This window comes from Pantoea sp. SGAir0184 (assembly GCF_043544755.1).
On record NZ_CP028051.1, the window covers coordinates 347,691 to 364,724 of the forward strand.

Sequence of the window (17,034 nt, forward strand, 5' to 3'; positions counted from 1 at the left end):
ATTGCAACGCGTGCTGAGAGAAAAAAATTCATTTACCGATCCGCAAGCTACCGCATACGCAGGCGGCCAGCCGTTTGCTGGTTAAATAAGCGGCTATAGTTATCCCAGTTAGATTATTTGCGTGCCGCTGGGCGTGCACCTTTTCCTCATTTGCCTGGAGCCCGTTACTACGTCACGAGGTTTAATGTGTTTGCCGATCTTTCCTGGAAAATTATTCATCAGGTCATCAACCAAACCATCGCTGAGATGGTGGATGAACAGCAAACGCTGGACGTGCTGAGCCTGCGCAGGCGCTTAAGGGAAATGGCGGAGAACGAAACTAACGAAGAGATGGTGCTGTGTTACTGGCAGGCCAGCAAAGTGCTGACGCGTTTGCCGCCCACCGTCACCGCCAGCCAGTTGATAGAAGAGGCGCGCCATGCGTTCCGCAGTCCGCCCAGTCACGATTCGCTTTAACGCGAAATGCTTTTCTTTCCCCGTTACGCTTAACAGACTCTAATTGGCTGAAATTTAATCATAATCATGCAATACGCTCTGCTAGACTTCCTGGGTTAACAACGCTGAAAACAGAGGACAGTAATGAAAATCAAAAGTTATGCCGCACACAACGCCGGTGATGCGCTGGTACCGTACGAGTACGAAACCGGTCCGCTGGCGGCGGAAGAAGTGCTGGTTGAGGTCGATTACTGCGGTGTGTGCCATTCTGATTTGTCGATGATTGATAACGAGTGGGGCATTTCCTCTTATCCGGTCATTGCCGGTCACGAAGTGATTGGTCGCATCAGCGCACTCGGCGATGCGGCGCAGGACAAAGGATTGAAGGTGGGTCAGCGCGTGGGTATCGGCTGGACCGCGAAAAGCTGCCAGCACTGTGATGCCTGCATCAACGGCGAGCAGGTCAACTGTGAGAACGGTTCAGTGCCAACCATCATGAACAAAGGCGGTTTCGCCAGCCATCTGCGCGCCGACTGGCAGTGGGTGATTCCGCTGCCGGAATCCATGGACATTACCTCTGCCGGTCCGCTGCTGTGCGGCGGGATTACCGTGTTTAAACCGCTGCTGATGCACCATGTAACGGCAACCAGCCGCGTCGGCGTCATCGGTATTGGCGGCCTCGGCCATATGGCGATCAAACTGCTGCGCGCCATGGGTGCTGAAGTTACGGCGTTCAGTTCGAATGCCAGCAAAACCGAATCCATCAAAGCCATGGGCGCCGATCGTGTGGTCAACAGCCGCGATCCGCAGGCGCTGAACGCGCTGGCCGGGCAGTTTGATTTGATTATCAGCACCGTAGCTGTCGATCTGGACTGGCAGCCGTACTTCCAGGCGCTGGCTCCGCACGGTAAGTTCCACACCGTGGGCGCGGTGATGAAGCCATTTGAAGTGCCAGCGTTCAGTCTGATTCTGGGCGATCGCGCGGTAACGGGTTCTTCTACCGGTTCACCGGGCCAGCTGCGTAAGCTGATGCGTCTGGCGTCACGCGCCGATGTGGCACCGCAGGTGGAAGAGTTCCCGATGTCAAAAATCAATGAAGCGCTGGATCACGTACGCGCCGGTAAAGCTAATTACCGCGTGGTGCTAAAGGCCGATTTCTGAGTCGGAATCTGAGGCGGATAACACGCTGACATTTGTCAGACAAAACGGCGGATGGGGGATCATCCGCCGTTTTTTACGTCTTATCCCTGCGAATCATCCTTTTCGCCGAGGAAGAAATACCACAGCGGAATCGACATCAGCGCGGTGAACACCGTGGTGTAAAGCGCGATCATAAAGCCCTGCGTCAGATACATGGTCAGCGTCCAGTGGCTGAACGGGATGCCGTATTGATCGATCACGCCGCCGATAATCGCATTGCTCATCACCGTACCGACAATCAGCGCCAGAATAAACAGCCCACGCAGGTAGTAACGCATCTCCTTGCGTTTCACCGTGAAGCGCGCCCGCACGATACCGAGCGGCGACTGCTGCGCAGCGAGAATTTCCGCTTCGCTCATCGGCGCACGTTGTTGTCTGCGCCAGCGCAGTACGTCCACCAGCACGAAGGCCAGCAGGCTGACGCCCATCACCGGCAGGGCATAACCGAGCGCCAGCGCCAGCATCAGGCAGACCCCTTTGGCATAGTGCGGCAGCGCCAGCCAGCTTGCGCTCAGGGTTTGCGCCGGGCTGGCCTGATCGAGATCCGGGCGGCGCAGCCACCACATGCGATAACCCAGCACAATCATGCTGCACAAACCCAGGCCAAACAGCGCCAGCAACAGCTGATTAGGCCAGCCAAACAGCACGCCCATGTGTGCATCGACGCCCCAGCGCGTCAGTTTTGCCACCAGCGGGAAGCGATCAAACCAGACGTGATCGACAATCGCGAAGCTGTGCGGATTCACGGACACCGCATCCACCTGCGTGGGCCAGCTGCGGTCAATTTCACTCACCGTCCAGGCTTTGCCCTCGCTTTTCGGCTGGCGCAGCTCAACTTTAGCCGCGCGGATGCCATCCTGACGCGCCGCCGCCAGCACGCGATCCCAGTCAGCGTCGGCGGCATTTGCCGGCAGTGACTTCGCCAGCTGCGCCGCCGGTTTCGCCATCGACGACATCGGCATGCTGGTCATGTCCATGTCCGGCATACTGCGGTGATCGGCGTGAGGATCGGCCGGCGCGGCGGGCGCATCACCGCTGAGCGCCGTATTTACCTGTGGCGTCAGCCAGTTAAGCTCGGTGCGCATCTTATCGATATTGCTACCTGCCCATTGTGACCAGGTGAGGCCGGTAACGGAGAAGAACAGCAGCCCGAGCAGCAGCGTCAGCCCCAGCGTGATGTGCCAGTGGCGGGTGAAGGCAAACCCCTTTCGCACGGTTTTCAGCCGGCGTTTTGGCCGCGTGCCCAGCCACAGCAGCACACCGCCGAGCGCGGCCACCCACAGCCAGCTCGCCGCCAGTTCGCTGTAGTTGCGACCAAAGTCACCGAGTAACAGACTGCTGTGCAGCAGATCGAGCGTGGTGCGCAGCGGCAACACGCCACTGGTGCCGTACACCGTCATGTCGCCGGTTACTTTGAGGCTGTAGGGATCGATAAATACCGCGCGCGACTGCGACGGACCGAGTGTGGCATCGCTGAACTGTACGCGCGTGGTATCGCGCGCGGCGGGCGCAGGTCGAACCGCATAAATGTGCTGATTTTCGCCCGCATAGGCGCGTGCCGCGGCGATCTGCGCCGAGAGCGGTTGCGCATTGCCCTGCGGCTGCGCGGTGAGCGCATCGGCGTAGATCAGATTTTCCAGCTGCGGCGTCAGCACATACAGCGTGCCGCTGAGCGCCGCCACGAAGATGAACGGCGCGACAAACAGGCCAATGTAAAAATGTAAGCGGCGTAGCAGATTAAGCACCGCGCCGCGCGGTGCTGCAGAGTGAACAGCAGACAAAGCCGTCTTCCTTCCGATAAGAGAATGTCAGGGCACAGCGCAGGCGTTGTACCGATTGATGAGATTCAGCAGGAAAGAAAAACCGGTGGCGCGCGCGGACGATGGGTACCGCTGAAGCGGCGCGGCCGGGGTGCCACCAGCGGCGGCAGCGGTGGGGCGCGCGAGATCACCAGCATCAGCCAGATGAACGGGATAAACACCCACATCATCAGCGGAACATGCACCAGCAAATCACAATAGCCACAGGCAAATTCGCCGTCGTCCATGTTGTGATGCATCATGCCCGGCATCGCCATCTCCATCGGCATATCGTGATGGTGCATTGGCATGGCAGATGAAGGGCTGTGCGACGCCACGGGGTCAATGCGCGTTTGCCGCTCCAGCAGCGTTTTCGACACAATCGGCGCGACGAACAGCAGCAGCACCGCCACAATGGCGACGCAGGCGGTCAGGCGCTGGCGAAAGTGATAGGAAAACGTCATGGCAAATACTGAGTGCTTCAACAAATGAGGCCGAAGTGTAACGCGATTGCCGCACAAGGGTTAATAAAAGTGAGGCTGGGAGCGACATAATTCGCACCTTTTGAAAAGGGTCACTTAATGTGGTGTGTTTGTTAACTTAATTGCAACCTGATGAGTACATTAGAGAAACACTATTTCTCATTGCTGAAGGATGAGCGGTGTCTGATGGCATAACCTGTCATTGCTCAGAATTTGTGGTCGCCATTAATGGCGACCCTACAAGGTATTGGCACTATTTGCACAGGGTGCGCATTGATCCGCACCGATATAAACAGTCACTTGCAACTCTATTGCAAGGTGTCACGTCATTTACTGCGGCCTGTAGGCAGTTGCACGATTTACACATGACGGCGCATTGATACGCACCGTTCTAATCAGGTCATTTTCAACTTAATTGCAAGGCATAACGGCATCGATCGCAATCAGCAAGGAATTACACGATTTTCGTAGGGTGCGCATTTATGCGCACCGATATAAACGGGCGGCTCATTGTTTAACTCTTTTCATTTACAGGGAAGACTCTCAGTATGAGCCGGGCCTTAAAATATCGATCGCCCCAGCCGCTCCGTGAGTTTCTCCAGCATGGCGGTGCCGGCCAGCGAGTTACCGGAATGATCCAGCGCCGGTGACCAGACGGCAATACTCATCTCACCGGGAATCACTGCGACAATCCCGCCGCCGACGCCGGATTTAGCCGGCATGCCCACGCGCCAGGCAAACTCACCGGCGCCGTCGTACATGCCGCTGGTCATCATCAGTGCGTTCACCTGCCGCGCCTGGCGTGCAGAGATCACCGTCCAATCATCATCCAGCGTGCGGCCGTGATTGGCGAGATAGAGAAACGTGCGCGCCAGTTCGCTGCAGCTCATTGCCAGCGAGCAGTAGTGAAAGTAGGTTTCCATTACTTTACTGACGTCATTATGAAAGTTGCCAAACGACTTCATCAGCCAGGCAATGGCGGCGTTACGCGCCGAGTGCTCATATTCAGAGCGCGCGACCGCACGGTCATACTGAATGTCCGGCTGCTGTGCCAGACGACGCACAAACTCCAGCATGCGCTGGCGCGGCGCGGTGAGCCGGCTTTCCAGCAAATCGCACATCACCAGCGCGCCGGCGTTAATGAATGGATTGCGCGGCTTTCCCTGTTCCAGTTCAAGCTGCACCAGTGAATTGAATGCCTGGCCGGATGGCTCTTTGCCTACGCGCTGCCAGATCTCGGCGTCCTCGTACAGCGTCAGCGCGACGGTAAGCGACAGGACTTTGGAGATGGACTGGATCGAGAAGCGCGTGCCCGCATCGCCGGCCTGATAGCTGCGTCCATCGGCGGTGGCAATGGCGATGCCCAGTTGATCGGCATCCACGCCGGCCAGCGCCGGGATATAATCTGCCACTTTGCCCTGACGGGTGAGGGGGCGTACGTCCGTGACAATCTCTTCAAGCAATGCATTACTGAGTTCCGACACCTTGTGGCTCCGGGGTGACTAATCCTGGCGCGATCATGGTGATTTGCCGTCGGCGCGTCAATCCACCGCGCAAAATTCTGTGAGCATGCTGCAGCAAGCCTGCACCGCGTTGCGGATTTTCTGCCCGGTTTGTTGCGCCCGATCGCAACCCAGCCTGGCGCCCACGCCACATCGCGCGGCCTGAGGTAAAATTATGTTGCGAATGATTGAGTTACCGATCAGGCAATTTTGGTTATGCTAAGCCCAAACTCTTTCCGGCGCAGCCAATGCGCTCAACTGTTGTAATTGAGGATGACGATGTCTGCCTTACCTGATGCCACCGAGCCTGCCAACGCGATGCGCGCCGGGCGCTTTATGCTGCTGCAAAAACTGCTGCGACGCGATAAAACCCCGCTGGCATTGCTGCTGCTGGCCGCGCTGGTCGGTATCCTTACCGGGCTGGTGGGGGTGGCTTTCGATCGCGCGGTCAATTTTATTCTCCACCTGCGGATCGGCTGGCTGACAGAGCGTGCGGATAACCTGGCCATGGCGTTGCTGAGCGCGTTTTTTATTTCGGCGCTGCTGGGCGGCATCGGCTATTTTCTGGTGCGCCGCTTCGCGCCAGAGGCGGGAGGCTCGGGCATTCCGGAAATTGAGGGCGCGCTGGAAGAGCTGCGTCCGGTGCGCTGGTGGCGCGTGTTGCCGGTTAAATTTATCGGCGGCATGGGTGCGCTGGGTTCTGGCATGGTGCTGGGACGCGAAGGACCCACGGTACAGATTGGCGGCAACATCGGTGGTATGTGCCTCGATCTGTTTCGCGTGCGCGATTCCGAATCGCGTCATACGCTGCTGGCGACCGGTGCCGCGGCGGGGCTTTCGGCGGCGTTCAACGCGCCGCTGGCCGGCATTTTGTTCATTATCGAAGAGATGCGCCCGCAGTTTCGCTATAGCCTGATATCGATAAAAGCGGTGTTTGTTGGCGTGATCATGTCGAGTATTGTCTTTCGCGTGCTCAACGGTAATGAAGCCATCATTAATATCGGTCAGCTGCGTGACGCGCCCACCGAGACGCTGTGGCTCTATCTGGTGCTGGGTGTGCTGTTTGGTGGCTGCGGCGTGGCGTTCAACCGGCTGATATTTCTCGCACAGGACCAGTTTCAGCGCCTGCATCTCGGACGTACCGGGCGCTGGGTGCTGTTCGGTAGCCTGCTGGCCGGACTGTGCGGCATGCTGGGTTTACTGCTGCCGCAGGCGGTGAGCGGCGGAACGACGCTGATTCCGGATTTCGCTACCGGACACTATGGCGCGCTGGCGCTGTTTGCTCTCTTCGCGCTGCGCACGCTAGTCACCATTTGCTGCTTCTCTTCAGGCGCGCCGGGCGGCATTTTTGCGCCCATGCTGACGCTGGGCACGCTGCTGGGCACCTGCTTTGGTCAGCTGAGCGCCGACTGGTTCCCGCATTATCAGCTGGAAGCCGCCACCTTTGCCGTCGCCGGGATGGGCGCGCTGTTCGCCGCCTCGGTGCGCGCGCCGCTTACCGGCATCGTGCTGGTGCTGGAGATGACCAATAACTATCAACTGATTCTGCCGATGATCATCACCTGCCTGGGCGCAACGCTGGCGGCGCAGTTCTTTGGTGGCAAACCGCTTTATTCCTCAATCCTGGCGCGCACCCTGGCCAAAGCACAGCTCACTAACCGCGCCAGCGCCCGGACGGAATAGGTATTATCCCGGCTTATCGAAGCGCGACTAAAGCCGGGTGGAAAGATATCACCTCACGCCCGGCTTTTAACCCATCGGATGCGCTGGCTGAGGCTCCAGAGCATCAGTGCGGCGAGGGCAATGCTGCCGAGCACGGCGAAAGCGACCTGATAAGACCAGGCGGCGGCGATGCTGCCGGTCAGTGCCGGGCTGCATGCCGCGCCCACGCCCTGCATCAGCATGACGAAACTCTGGCCGGCATTGGTGTGTCCGCTGCCGTCAAGCACGCTGACGATGTAGCCCGGTACTGCCACGCCCAGCAGCCCGGCGGCCAGACCATCAAGAATCTGTACCGGTACCATCGCATAGGTGCCATCGAACAGGGAGGCGATGCCGGCACGCACCGGCAGCACCACCAGCGCGAGGGTGATCAGCAGCGGGAAACCGAGGCGGCTGGCGTTTCGGGCGGCGAATAGCGCCACGGGAATCATCACGCATTGCGAAATCACCACGGTTGCAGCGGTATAAACACCGGGGCTGAGCTGTCCGCTGTGCGTTGCCGCCGCGCGAATGCCCAGCATCGGCAACAGCGCGGCGTTGCCGAGGTGAAACAGCAGCAGCGTTAGGCCGGTAATCAGCAGCACCGGATTGCGCAGCAGGGCAGAGAAACCAGGAAGCTCTGCGGCCTGCTGTCGGGCACCGCCGCGCGCCGCGCGGTCATCGATCGCGTTACGCTGAATGGCGGCCACGGCAAAACATGCGCACAGTGCCATCGCGGTCATCAGGATAAAAACCGCATCGGTGCCCCACAGCCAGACGGCAAACCCGGCAAACAGCGCGGCAGTCATATTGCCGCCATGATTGAACGCCTCGTTTCTCCCCATCTGCTGGCTGAACCCCTGAGAGCCGGTCAGGCCGAGGGTGACGCCGGTCAGTAACGGGGCAATAAGCGCGGCCGCGAGACCGGTAACCACCTGCGAGCCAACCACCACTCCACCGTAAGGAAACCACCACAGCATCAGGGTGGCCAGCGTAATGAGCAGTGAGGCCAGAATCAGCAGCCCTTTTTTATGGTGCGTGGCATCGGTTGCCAGACCCGCCGGCAGCGTAGCCAGCAGACCGGCTAAACCGCCGGCTGTCATCGCCCAGCCAATATCATCCGCTCTCCAGCCATGCTCGGTAAGAAAGATCCCCAGGAAAGGGCCGAGTCCATCCCGCACATCGGCCATGAAAAAATTGACCAGGCACAACGCCTGGAGAGACCGCAAAGCAGCGGGATGCGCTATCGGATTTGCATTCATGTTGTGATGAAGAAAGAGTGGAGGATGGTGACAAGCATAGAGCAGCAATGTGACATCGTAAATTAGCGCAGCGCGATTGGCGCACCGCTCGTACTGCGCTATACATCGCCCGCCGACTCACGGATAATTTGCTGTCTTACGCCCTTACAGAGATAAGCAATGCTGGAAAATCATCCGTCGCGTGACGCCATCAGGCTGGAGAATGTGCTGGCCGCGCTGGGCAATCCGATGCGCATGGCGGTCGTCGCGCTGCTGGCACAGGGGGAGGCGCGCAGCTGCGGTTCGCTGCTGCAAGGCGTATCCAAATCAACCTTAACCCACCACTGGCGGGTACTGCGTGACAGCGGCGTAATCTGGCAAAAACCCTCTGGCCGCGAGAATCTGCTGTCACTGCGGCGCGACGATCTGGACGCGCGCTTTCCCGGTCTGCTTGATGCGCTGCTCAGCGCCGCCGTTGACGATGCCGCCACCCGAAGCGCGCTGCAGGCTTTTCAGCACGCGGAGTAGCGCCCTTTTCGCCGGAGCGGCTGCAATTGCAACAGCCTGGCGACAGCGGCTGCTGCATCCGCAACAGACATTCCTCATCCTCTCATTCAGTTAGCCCGCAAATCAGGCGTTTAATCTCTGCCAGGAACTGGCACGCTCACTGCATAGCCTCTTATAGCAAAAAGCATTAATGAAGATAATTTTCCGTTAATCCAGCTATAAGAAGTCTCAGGAGAAACCTATGTCACAGGTAAAACCGCTGCAGTTTGCTTACTGGGTGCCTAATGTTTCAGGGGGTTTAGTCATCAGTCAGATCGAGCAGCGCACGCGCTGGGACGCGGAGTACAACCGTGAACTGGCGAAAATCGCTGAACGCGCTGGCTTCGATTATGCCCTGACGCAGATTCGCTTCACCGCCGGCTATGGCGCGGATAATCAGCACGAATCAGTCACCTTCTCTCAGGATCTGCTGAGCCACACCACAAAACTCAAAGTGATTGCCGCGCTGTTGCCGGGGCCGTGGAACCCGACGCTGGCGGCGAAGCAGATCGCCACCATCAGCCATCTGTACGGTCCGCGCATCGCGGTGAACATTGTCAGCGGCTGGTTTCGCGGCGAGTTCAAAGCGATTGGTGAACCCTGGCTCGATCACGAAGAGCGCTATCTGCGTTCGGAAGAGTTTATTCGCTGCCTGCGCGGCATCTGGCGTGAAAGCAGCTTCAGCTTCGCCGGAGATTTTTATCGCTTCCGCGACTACGCGCTCAAGCCTAAACCTCTCGATCCGCTGCCGGAAATTTTTCAGGGCGGCAGCTCGCGCGCCGCGCGGGACATGGCGTCACGGGTGTCTGACTGGTACTTCACCAACGGCAACACGCCACAGGGCGTACGCCAGCAGGTGGACGATATCCGCGCCAAAGCCGCCGTCAATCAGCACGCCGTTAAAATCGGCCTGAATGGTTTTGTCATCGCCCGCGAGAGCGAACAGGAAGCCCAGGCGGTGCTGCAGGAGATCATCGCCAAAGCCAATCCGGATGCAGTAAAAGGCTTCCAGCATGAGGTGAAAAATGCCGGCAGCGCGTCGCCGGAAGGCGAGGGCAACTGGGTTAAATCCTCCTTTGAGGATCTGGTGCAATACAACGACGGTTTCAAAACCAATCTGATTGGCACGCCGCAGCAAATTGCTGAGCGCATCATGGAGCAGAAACGCGCTGGCGTGGATTTACTGCTGCTGGCGTTTCTGCATTTCCATGAAGAGGTGGAGTTCTTTGGGCGTGAAGTTATCCCACGCGTGCGCGAACTGGAACGGCAGGAGGCGCTTAACGCCGTCACGGTCTGAGGTCAGATAGCGCGGTCGCGTCCGGCCAGCAGCGCCATCGCCATTTGCAGCGCGCTTACCGCCAACAGCATCAGCAGCGGGAGCTGCCAGCTGCCGCTGACATCATGCAGCATGCCGAAGCACAGCGGTCCCAGCGCCGCCAGCCCGTAACCCACGCACTGCGCCATGCCGGAGAGTTTCGAGGCCTGGCGATGGTCCCGGGTGCGTAAATTAAACAGTGACAGGCTGATCAGCAGCGAGGCACCCGCACCGAGGCCTGCCAGAATCAGCCACAATAGCGACCATGCGGGTGCCAGCAGCAGGCCGGTCACCGCGATGAAGATCGACAGCGAAGCCAGTAGCCCGATCAGACGCTGATCGCGCAACTGCTTCAGCGCCCGCATACAGGCCAGATTGGAGGCGATCGCGACAATTTGATAGACGAACAACATGCCGCCCGCCTGGAGTTGACTGATGCCATTATCCTGTGCGAACGGGGTAAACCAGCCAATCAGGGTATAAAACAGTAACGACTGGCTGGCCATGAACAGCGAAACCTGCCAGCCGATCGCGGAACGCCACGGCGAACGCGTTACGGTGACCTCTGTCGCGCGCTGCTCAAGCGTCGCGGGATTTTTCAGCTGTGGCAGCCACGCCAGCAGCGCGATCAGCGCCGGAATCAGCCAGACCGCCAGCGACAGACGCCAGCCGGCGCTGCTGAGTTCGGCCAGCGGCACGGCCACGCCGGAAGCGATGCTGGCGGTGATGCCCATGGTCATGGCATACAGCCCGATATAACGCGCGGTGTGCGCGGTGTAATCACGCTTAATCAGCGGCGGCAGCAGGACGTTGGCCGCCGCGATCCCGCTGCTGAGAATCAGCGTACCCAGCCACAGTGCCGTTTCGCTGCCGCTGATTCGCAGCAGTGAACCCAGGACGATCAGGAGTAACGCTCCCCACAGACTGCGCTCCAGGCCAAAGCGATTGCCAAACCAGGCGGCTGGCGGTGCCAGCGTGGCGAACATCAGCAGCGGTAAAAAGTTAATCACGCCGGCAGCGCTGGCGCTCAGGCCAAATGTCAGGCGAATATTTTCCAGCACCGGCCCGGTGGCGGTAATGGGCGTGCGTAAGTTGGCGGCGGTGAGTAACAGCAGCAGCAGGAAAAAGCCGGAACGACGCAGGGCAGAATCAGCAGATAAAGCGGTATGGGACATGTGTGCGCACCATGGAAATGAGGCAGAAAGTCTCTGCATATGGTGCGTTGATTGACGTTAACGCCTACGCAGCAGCCTGGACCGCTGAACCGCTGGCTATACTAACCAGCTGTTAAATCGATGTAAAGCAGACCCACCCGGCCGCCATGCAGGATAATCTTCTTGCCGCTTTGCTTGTCTGACGGTGACAGCACGCGTCTGTGACCTGGCTGGTATTTACGCTGCCGGTGCGTTTTTTTGCCTGAGACTTGCGCCTTTCGCTATCCACGTCCACCTTTATACTCTCACTCTTCGCAAATGGACCAATGATGCTCTGGTTATGGAATGCGCTTATCCTGCTGGCTACCGTGATACTGATGGAGATCGTCGCGGCGCTGTCGCATAAATACATTATGCATGGCTGGGGATGGGGCTGGCATTTGTCGCATCATGAACCGCATGAGAGCAAATTTGAGCTCAACGACCTGTATGCCGTGGTGTTTGCGCTGTTGTCGATTGGCCTGATTTGGCTGGGTGTCAACGGCGTCTGGCCGCTGCAGTGGATTGGCGCTGGCATGACAACCTATGGCGCGCTCTATTTTATGGTGCATGACGGCCTGGTCCATCAGCGCTGGCCGTTCCGCTACATTCCGCGCAAAGGCTATCTGAAGCGGTTGTATATGGCGCACCGCATGCATCATGCGGTGCGGGGACGGGAAGGCTGCGTTTCCTTTGGCTTTCTTTACGCCCCGCCGCTGCACAAGCTGCAGGCGACGCTGCGCCAGCGCCACGGGCGTCGTGTCAACGCGGACGCTGCCACAGACCGGCAGGACGCGCCTGGGGATGAGCAAGGCGCGAAGTAAGCGCGACGCCAGCACCTTTCACCAGCAGCGCCAGCTTTTCGCCTTTACTGGTGCGCTGGCGCGCATCCCACGCCCGGGCACCGGCATGCTGCACTTTTACGCCAATTTCACGGTAAACGCCGCGTGCGGTGGCGATCGCCCACGCCGAACGGAGCGGCAATCCTGGCAGCCCGCTGCGCGCTGACTGATAGTAAGGTTCAGCCTCGCGCACCAGACGCGCAGCCAGTGGGGCCAGCGCTGCGCGATGTTGCGGATCGGCGAGCTGGGCGGCGCTCAGTCCGGCCTCATCCAGCCAGCTTTGTGGCAGATAGCAGCGGCCATTCTCCGCGTCTTCAACGATATCCCGTGCGATATTGGTCAGCTGAAACGCCAGACCCAAATCACAGGCGTGATCGAGTACGCGCTCATCACGTACGCCCATCACGCGCGCCATCATTAACCCCACCACGCCGGCCACGTGATAGCAGTAACGCAGCGTGTCCCCGAAACACGCGTAACGTTCTTCACGCGCATCCATCGCAAACCCTTCCAGATGATCAAACGCCAGCTGCTGGGGAAGCTGATGCGTCAGCGCCACTTCCTGAAAGGCACGAAACGCCGGTTCATCCATGTGGGCACCGCTGTAGGCGCGGCGGGTTTCGATTTGCAGGTGGCGCATCCGCGCCTGTGCATCCGCCACCGCGTGCTGCGTGCCGCCTTCGCCCAGCGTCTGACCATCTATCACATCGTCACAGTGACGACACCACGCGTACAGCATCAGCGTACTGCGGCGCGTTGAAGGATCAAACAGCCGGGTTGCGCTGGCGAAACTTTTGGAGCCCTGCGCCATGGTTTGCGTGACCTGCTCAATCAGCGGCGGTTGGTTCATCCGGTCAGATCCTCCACCATCAGCTGGGCGGTGGCTTTCGCGGAGCCGATTACGCCTGGCACACCGGCACCGGGATGCGTGCCAGCCCCCACCAGATAAAGGTTAGTAATGTCGGCATCGCGGTTATGCGGCCGGAACCAGGCACTTTGCGTCAAAATGGGTTCGAGCGAAAACGCTGAGCCCTGATGCGCGTGCAGCGTGTCGCGAAAATCAAACGGCGTAAACATACGGTGTGTCACTAACTGCTGTCGCAGACCCGGCATATAGTGCTCCTCCAGATAAGCAAAAATGCGATCGCGCAAGCGCGGCCCTTCCTGTTGCCAGTCAATTGCGGCGGTACCGAGATGCGGCACCGGCGCCAGCACGTAAAAACTGCCGCAGCCCGCCGGTGCCAGCGACGGATCGCTGGAGCAGGGCGCGTGCAGATACAGCGAGAAATCTTCCGCCAGCTGGCTGCTATTGAAGATCTCATCGATCAATTCACGATAGCGCGGACCAAAGCACACGGTGTGGTGCGCCAGCTGCGGGTGGGCATGATTAAGACCAAAATAGAGTACAAACAGCGAGTTGCTCATCCGCTTGCGCTTCAGCGTTGCCGCGCGTTTACGCGCCGCAGGATGCTGGCTTAACAGGCGATCGTAGGTATGCACCACGTCAGCATTTGACGCAACGGCGGCGGCGGCAAAACGGCGCCCATCCTTCAGCTGGACACCGCTGATGCGGTTACCCTCGGTCTCCAGCTGGCTGACTTCGGCGTTGAGCAGCAGTTCACCGCCCAAATCGCGAAACAGCCGCGCCATGCCATCAACCAGCGCACCGGTACCGCCGCGCGGAAACCACACGCCCCATTCGCGCTCCAGTGCGTGAATTAAGGTATAGATCGAAGACGTTGCAAAAGGATTACCGCCGACCAGCAACGAGTGAAAGGAAAAAGCCTGGCGCAGATGATCGTCATGAATAAATTTCGCCACCATGCTGTAGACACTGCGCCAGGCCTGCAGCCGACCCAGCTGTGGCCCGGCACGCAGCATGTCGCGGAAATGCAGAAAAGGTACGGTGCCCAGTTTCAGATAGCCCTCACGAAACACATCCTGTGAATAGGCCAGAAACTGGCGGTAACCGGCGACATCCTGGGGATTAAAAGTAGCAATCTGCTGCTCCAGCTGCGCCTGATTGTTGTCGTAGTCCAGCTGCCTGCCGTCTTCCCAGCACAGGCGATAAAATGGCGTCACCGGCATCAGGTCGACATAATCACTGAGTTGCTTGCCTGCCAGCGTAAACAGCGCCTCGATAGCGCTGGGATCGGTAATCACCGTCGGACCGGCATCAAAGGTAAAACCCTGATCCTGATACACATAGGCGCGCCCGCCAGGCTTATCGCGCTGCTCCAGCAGCGTGACCGGCACGCCGGCCGCTTGCAGACGAATCGCCAGCGCCAGGCCACCGAAGCCTGCGCCAATCACATAGGTGCGTTTCATTATTTCTTCCCTGGTAACGGAGAGGTCATCATCAATGCGCGCAGCGCTTCGCCGAGAGGTACCGGCGGTTTGCCGCACAGAATGCGTGCTTTATCGCCGAAGCGCAGTTGCCCGGCGTAAAAGCGGCTAATCAATCCGGCGTCAAGCCGGTAAAAACGCTGCATCACGCGCCAGCGTTGTTCAGGCCGTCCGGCAAGAAACAACATGCGATTCAACAGACGGAAAAAGCGCTGCTCGCGCCAGTGCTGACGGGCAAACGATTCGATGCAGTGGCTCAGCGTATGGGCATCGGCGGGCAGCGTGCTGGCAATCTTCTCCGCCAGCGCCACTGCGGCGGGCAGCGAGTAACCGGTGGTGGCGTGAAACAGTCCGGCGCGCAGCCCGCTGCACGGTTGTCCGTGCTGCTGTTGCCAGAACTGATCGATATCGCCGCTGAGCGTGATCGGCAGCGAGCCGTGCTCCTCGCGCAGCAGCTGGCGCAGATTCCAGCCGCGCTGGTGGGCATAATCCGTAATGTGCCGGCGCGCCTGTGCGGCATCCAGCGTGGCATGGTTGATGTAATGGGTATCTTCAATCAGTAGACGGCTGGCACTGAGCGGCAGGGTGTAAACAAAGCGATAACCCTGCTGCTGATCGACGCTGGCGTCCATCAATATTGGCTGCTGCAGGCCATGCGGCGCGGCCAGCTGCCACTCCTGACCGACAAATGCCTGATAGCCGAGCTGTAGATGCGGTGTCGGCTGCAGCCCGCGTCCGTCAATCACCGCCTGCGCCTGTAACATCCCGCCATCCGCCAGTCTGACCCCGGTGGGTGAGACGTCGCTGACCGTCGCTGCGGTGCGTAGCGCGGCACCGAGCACCTGCTGCAAGTGCCGGGCAAAATCCTCCGAGGCAATCGAGCAATATTCACCATCCAGCTGGCGACGCAGGGTGGGGAAGCGTACCTGATAACCGGGCCAGCGCGCCGAAAGCAGCGGTTCGAGCCAGCGGAACTGCGCTTCGCTGACGTCTTCGCGATGGAACGACCAGGTATGATTGCCGGCCGGCTGCGCCTGACTCTCCAGCAGCAAAATTTTAAGTGCGGGCTGCAGCTGGCGTAAACGCAGCGCAATCAGCCCGTTAGCCAGGCCGGCACCGACCAGAATGACATCATAAGGTGCGCGCATCAGGTGGCCTCCGCCAGCACGATTTGCTGCTGACACAGCGCCTGCTCGACAATATCCGCCGCGCGCGTACAGCCACCGGCCCGCTGCAGCTGCGCCTGAATGGCTGACATGCGCAGACGATAGCGATCGTCATTCAGCAATTGTTGCAGGTGTCGCTCCAGCTGCGCGACCCGGCTGAAACGTGAGGCGCGCCGGCCGACGCCTTGCCACTCAATACGTGCCGCCACGCCCGGCTGATCGAAGGCGATCGGCAGCGCCAGCATCGGCGTGCCGCATTCCAGTGCTTCCAGCGCACTGTTCAGACCGGCGTGAGTGATAAACAGTTGCGCATGCTGCAGCGCCGCCCGCTGATCCACAAAATCGGTCACCCACGCAGCACCGGCCAGTCTGAGCTGATGCGCCTGGCTGGCGGTCAACCCGCCACAGTGAGCCACCACCAGCGACAGCTGCTGATTGCGGCAGGCCTGAGCCAGATGCAGAAACAGGCGAAAACGGTGCCCCTGTAGCGTGCCCAGCGAGGCATACACCACCGGCTGGCGCAGCGCTGGCCAGGGTGCGGCGAGCGCGCCGCTAGCGACTGGAGTCCGCAGCGGGCCCACGCTGTGATAGCAGGCTGGCAGTTGCTGACGCGGAAAATCAAAAGCGGGCACCAGCTGACTGATTTGCGCCAGCGGCGACAGACACTGATGTAAGCCATGGCGTTCGGGCAGGCCGAAGGTGCGCGCATGACGAGCGATGACAGCGCCATGACGACGCATGATGCGGTCGTAGATGTCACTGCTGGCCTGATAGCGCTGCAGCGCTTTCTCATCCTGAGCGAAGCGAAAGGGCATTACGGCCAGCGGAATGGCCGCTTCGCGATTGACCGGCAGCGCGCAGGCCACCGACACGAACGGCAGCTGTAACGCCTCTGCCACCAGACCACCCGCCGCTTCCATTTGGTCGGCAATCACGCCATCGACCTGTAGCCGTTTCAGCACCGCGGGCAGTTCGCGGCACAGCATATCGGTGGTGCTGGCCAGATCGTGAATCACGCGAAACAGCGATAGCCCGCCCGGTGCGGCCAGCCGCCTGAGTTCGCTGGAGAGCGATCCGGCAGGATGCGTGCGCTCGCCGACGGCCACAAAGGCAATACGATCGTCGCTCAGCAAGGTGCGTGCATCGCTTTGCTGGATAAAGGTGATGCGGTGTCCGCGCGCCAGCAGCGTTTGCGCCAGCGCCTGCAATGCGTGAAAGTGGCTGTAGAGCGGTGGCGCAATAACGGCAAAATGCCCCATAGGTATG

The 17,034-nt window shown here is 59.7% G+C and carries 15 protein-coding genes; 6 read left to right on the forward strand and 9 right to left on the reverse strand.

Annotated features, from left to right (window positions below; all coding sequences use genetic code 11):
• Window positions 1-186 precede the first annotated feature (186 nt).
• Together C1N60_RS21700 and C1N60_RS21705 are read left to right on the forward strand one after the other, a co-directional pair.
• Window positions 187-456, forward strand: coding sequence for a hypothetical protein (locus C1N60_RS21700; protein ID WP_010616678.1), 270 nt, complete (start codon window positions 187-189; stop codon window positions 454-456).
• Between the two features lie 123 nt (window positions 457-579).
• Entirely contained in the window at window positions 580-1,596 is a 1,017-nt protein-coding gene (locus tag C1N60_RS21705) for an NADPH-dependent aldehyde reductase Ahr (RefSeq protein WP_021508873.1), read from the forward strand.
• Between the two features lie 80 nt (window positions 1,597-1,676).
• On the opposite strand, the gene C1N60_RS21710 is transcribed toward C1N60_RS21705, so the two are convergent.
• From C1N60_RS21710 to glsB, 3 genes are all read right to left on the reverse strand, one after another.
• A complete protein-coding gene (locus C1N60_RS21710) occupies window positions 1,677-3,416 on the reverse strand; it encodes a DUF2534 family protein (RefSeq protein WP_058770357.1) in 1,740 nt (579 codons plus the stop codon).
• Window positions 3,417-3,481: 65 nt separating this feature from the next.
• Window positions 3,482-3,898, reverse strand: a complete 417-nt coding sequence (locus tag C1N60_RS21715) for a DUF2946 domain-containing protein (protein WP_021508875.1) — start codon at window positions 3,896-3,898, stop codon at window positions 3,482-3,484.
• Window positions 3,899-4,476: 578 nt separating this feature from the next.
• Window positions 4,477-5,400 (reverse strand): glutaminase B, encoded by a 924-nt coding sequence (gene glsB, locus C1N60_RS21720; RefSeq protein WP_394521769.1) that lies wholly within the window; start codon window positions 5,398-5,400, stop codon window positions 4,477-4,479.
• Window positions 5,401-5,697: 297 nt separating this feature from the next.
• On the opposite strand from glsB, the gene clcA reads away from it, so the two are divergent.
• Window positions 5,698-7,101, forward strand: a complete 1,404-nt coding sequence (clcA, locus tag C1N60_RS21725; protein ID WP_081316036.1) for a H(+)/Cl(-) exchange transporter ClcA — start codon at window positions 5,698-5,700, stop codon at window positions 7,099-7,101.
• Window positions 7,102-7,154: 53 nt separating this feature from the next.
• On the opposite strand, the gene C1N60_RS21730 is transcribed toward clcA, so the two are convergent.
• Window positions 7,155-8,381, reverse strand: a complete 1,227-nt coding sequence (locus C1N60_RS21730) for an MFS transporter (RefSeq protein WP_058770354.1) — start codon at window positions 8,379-8,381, stop codon at window positions 7,155-7,157.
• Window positions 8,382-8,540: 159 nt separating this feature from the next.
• On the opposite strand from C1N60_RS21730, the gene C1N60_RS21735 reads away from it, so the two are divergent.
• On the forward strand, window positions 8,541-8,888 hold the full coding sequence (locus C1N60_RS21735) for an ArsR/SmtB family transcription factor (RefSeq protein ID WP_021508880.1): 348 nt from the start codon (window positions 8,541-8,543) through the stop codon (window positions 8,886-8,888).
• 220 nt (window positions 8,889-9,108) lie between these two features.
• Window positions 9,109-10,203, forward strand: coding sequence for a dimethylsulfone monooxygenase SfnG (gene sfnG / locus C1N60_RS21740; protein WP_288423596.1), 1,095 nt, complete (start codon window positions 9,109-9,111; stop codon window positions 10,201-10,203).
• A 2-nt stretch (window positions 10,204-10,205) separates the two neighbouring features.
• On the opposite strand, the gene C1N60_RS21745 is transcribed toward sfnG, so the two are convergent.
• The gene (locus tag C1N60_RS21745; RefSeq protein ID WP_127835014.1) at window positions 10,206-11,396 is read right to left on the reverse strand and encodes an MFS transporter; all 1,191 of its coding nucleotides are present in this window, start codon (window positions 11,394-11,396) and stop codon (window positions 10,206-10,208) included.
• A 308-nt stretch (window positions 11,397-11,704) separates the two neighbouring features.
• On the opposite strand from C1N60_RS21745, the gene C1N60_RS21750 reads away from it, so the two are divergent.
• Window positions 11,705-12,238 (forward strand): sterol desaturase family protein, encoded by a 534-nt coding sequence (locus C1N60_RS21750; RefSeq protein WP_022547228.1) that lies wholly within the window; start codon window positions 11,705-11,707, stop codon window positions 12,236-12,238.
• Here the strand turns inward: C1N60_RS21750 and crtB are convergent.
• From crtB to C1N60_RS21770, 4 genes are read right to left on the reverse strand one after another with little or no spacing between them, the layout of a single operon-like run.
• Window positions 12,177-13,106, reverse strand: a complete 930-nt coding sequence (gene crtB, locus C1N60_RS21755; RefSeq protein ID WP_127835013.1) for a 15-cis-phytoene synthase CrtB — start codon at window positions 13,104-13,106, stop codon at window positions 12,177-12,179. The genes C1N60_RS21750 and crtB overlap by 62 nt on opposite strands.
• Entirely contained in the window at window positions 13,103-14,584 is a 1,482-nt protein-coding gene (locus C1N60_RS21760) for a phytoene desaturase (RefSeq protein WP_021508885.1), read from the reverse strand. The genes crtB and C1N60_RS21760 overlap by 4 nt, the downstream gene beginning before the upstream one ends.
• Entirely contained in the window at window positions 14,584-15,750 is a 1,167-nt protein-coding gene (gene crtY / locus C1N60_RS21765; protein WP_394521770.1) for a lycopene beta-cyclase CrtY, read from the reverse strand. The genes C1N60_RS21760 and crtY overlap by 1 nt, the downstream gene beginning before the upstream one ends.
• A complete protein-coding gene (locus C1N60_RS21770) occupies window positions 15,750-17,027 on the reverse strand; it encodes a glycosyltransferase (protein WP_394521771.1) in 1,278 nt (425 codons plus the stop codon). The genes crtY and C1N60_RS21770 overlap by 1 nt, the downstream gene beginning before the upstream one ends.
• Window positions 17,028-17,034: the final 7 nt, after the last annotated feature.

Bases quoted from the DNA above. Each gene is read 5' to 3' on its own strand.
- C1N60_RS21705 (WP_021508873.1), top strand. From the start codon at position 580: ATGAAAATCAAAAGTTATGCCGCACACAACGCCGGTGATGCGCTGGTA.
- C1N60_RS21715 (WP_021508875.1), bottom strand. From the start codon at position 3,898: ATGACGTTTTCCTATCACTTTCGCCAGCGCCTGACCGCCTGCGTCGCC.
- clcA (WP_081316036.1), top strand. From the start codon at position 5,698: ATGTCTGCCTTACCTGATGCCACCGAGCCTGCCAACGCGATGCGCGCC.
- C1N60_RS21730 (WP_058770354.1), bottom strand. From the start codon at position 8,381: ATGAATGCAAATCCGATAGCGCATCCCGCTGCTTTGCGGTCTCTCCAG.
- C1N60_RS21735 (WP_021508880.1), top strand. From the start codon at position 8,541: ATGCTGGAAAATCATCCGTCGCGTGACGCCATCAGGCTGGAGAATGTG.
- sfnG (WP_288423596.1), top strand. From the start codon at position 9,109: ATGTCACAGGTAAAACCGCTGCAGTTTGCTTACTGGGTGCCTAATGTT.
- C1N60_RS21745 (WP_127835014.1), bottom strand. From the start codon at position 11,396: ATGTCCCATACCGCTTTATCTGCTGATTCTGCCCTGCGTCGTTCCGGC.
- C1N60_RS21750 (WP_022547228.1), top strand. From the start codon at position 11,705: ATGCTCTGGTTATGGAATGCGCTTATCCTGCTGGCTACCGTGATACTG.
- crtB (WP_127835013.1), bottom strand. From the start codon at position 13,106: ATGAACCAACCGCCGCTGATTGAGCAGGTCACGCAAACCATGGCGCAG.
- C1N60_RS21760 (WP_021508885.1), bottom strand. From the start codon at position 14,584: ATGAAACGCACCTATGTGATTGGCGCAGGCTTCGGTGGCCTGGCGCTG.
- crtY (WP_394521770.1), bottom strand. From the start codon at position 15,750: ATGCGCGCACCTTATGATGTCATTCTGGTCGGTGCCGGCCTGGCTAAC.
- C1N60_RS21770 (WP_394521771.1), bottom strand. From the start codon at position 17,027: ATGGGGCATTTTGCCGTTATTGCGCCACCGCTCTACAGCCACTTTCAC.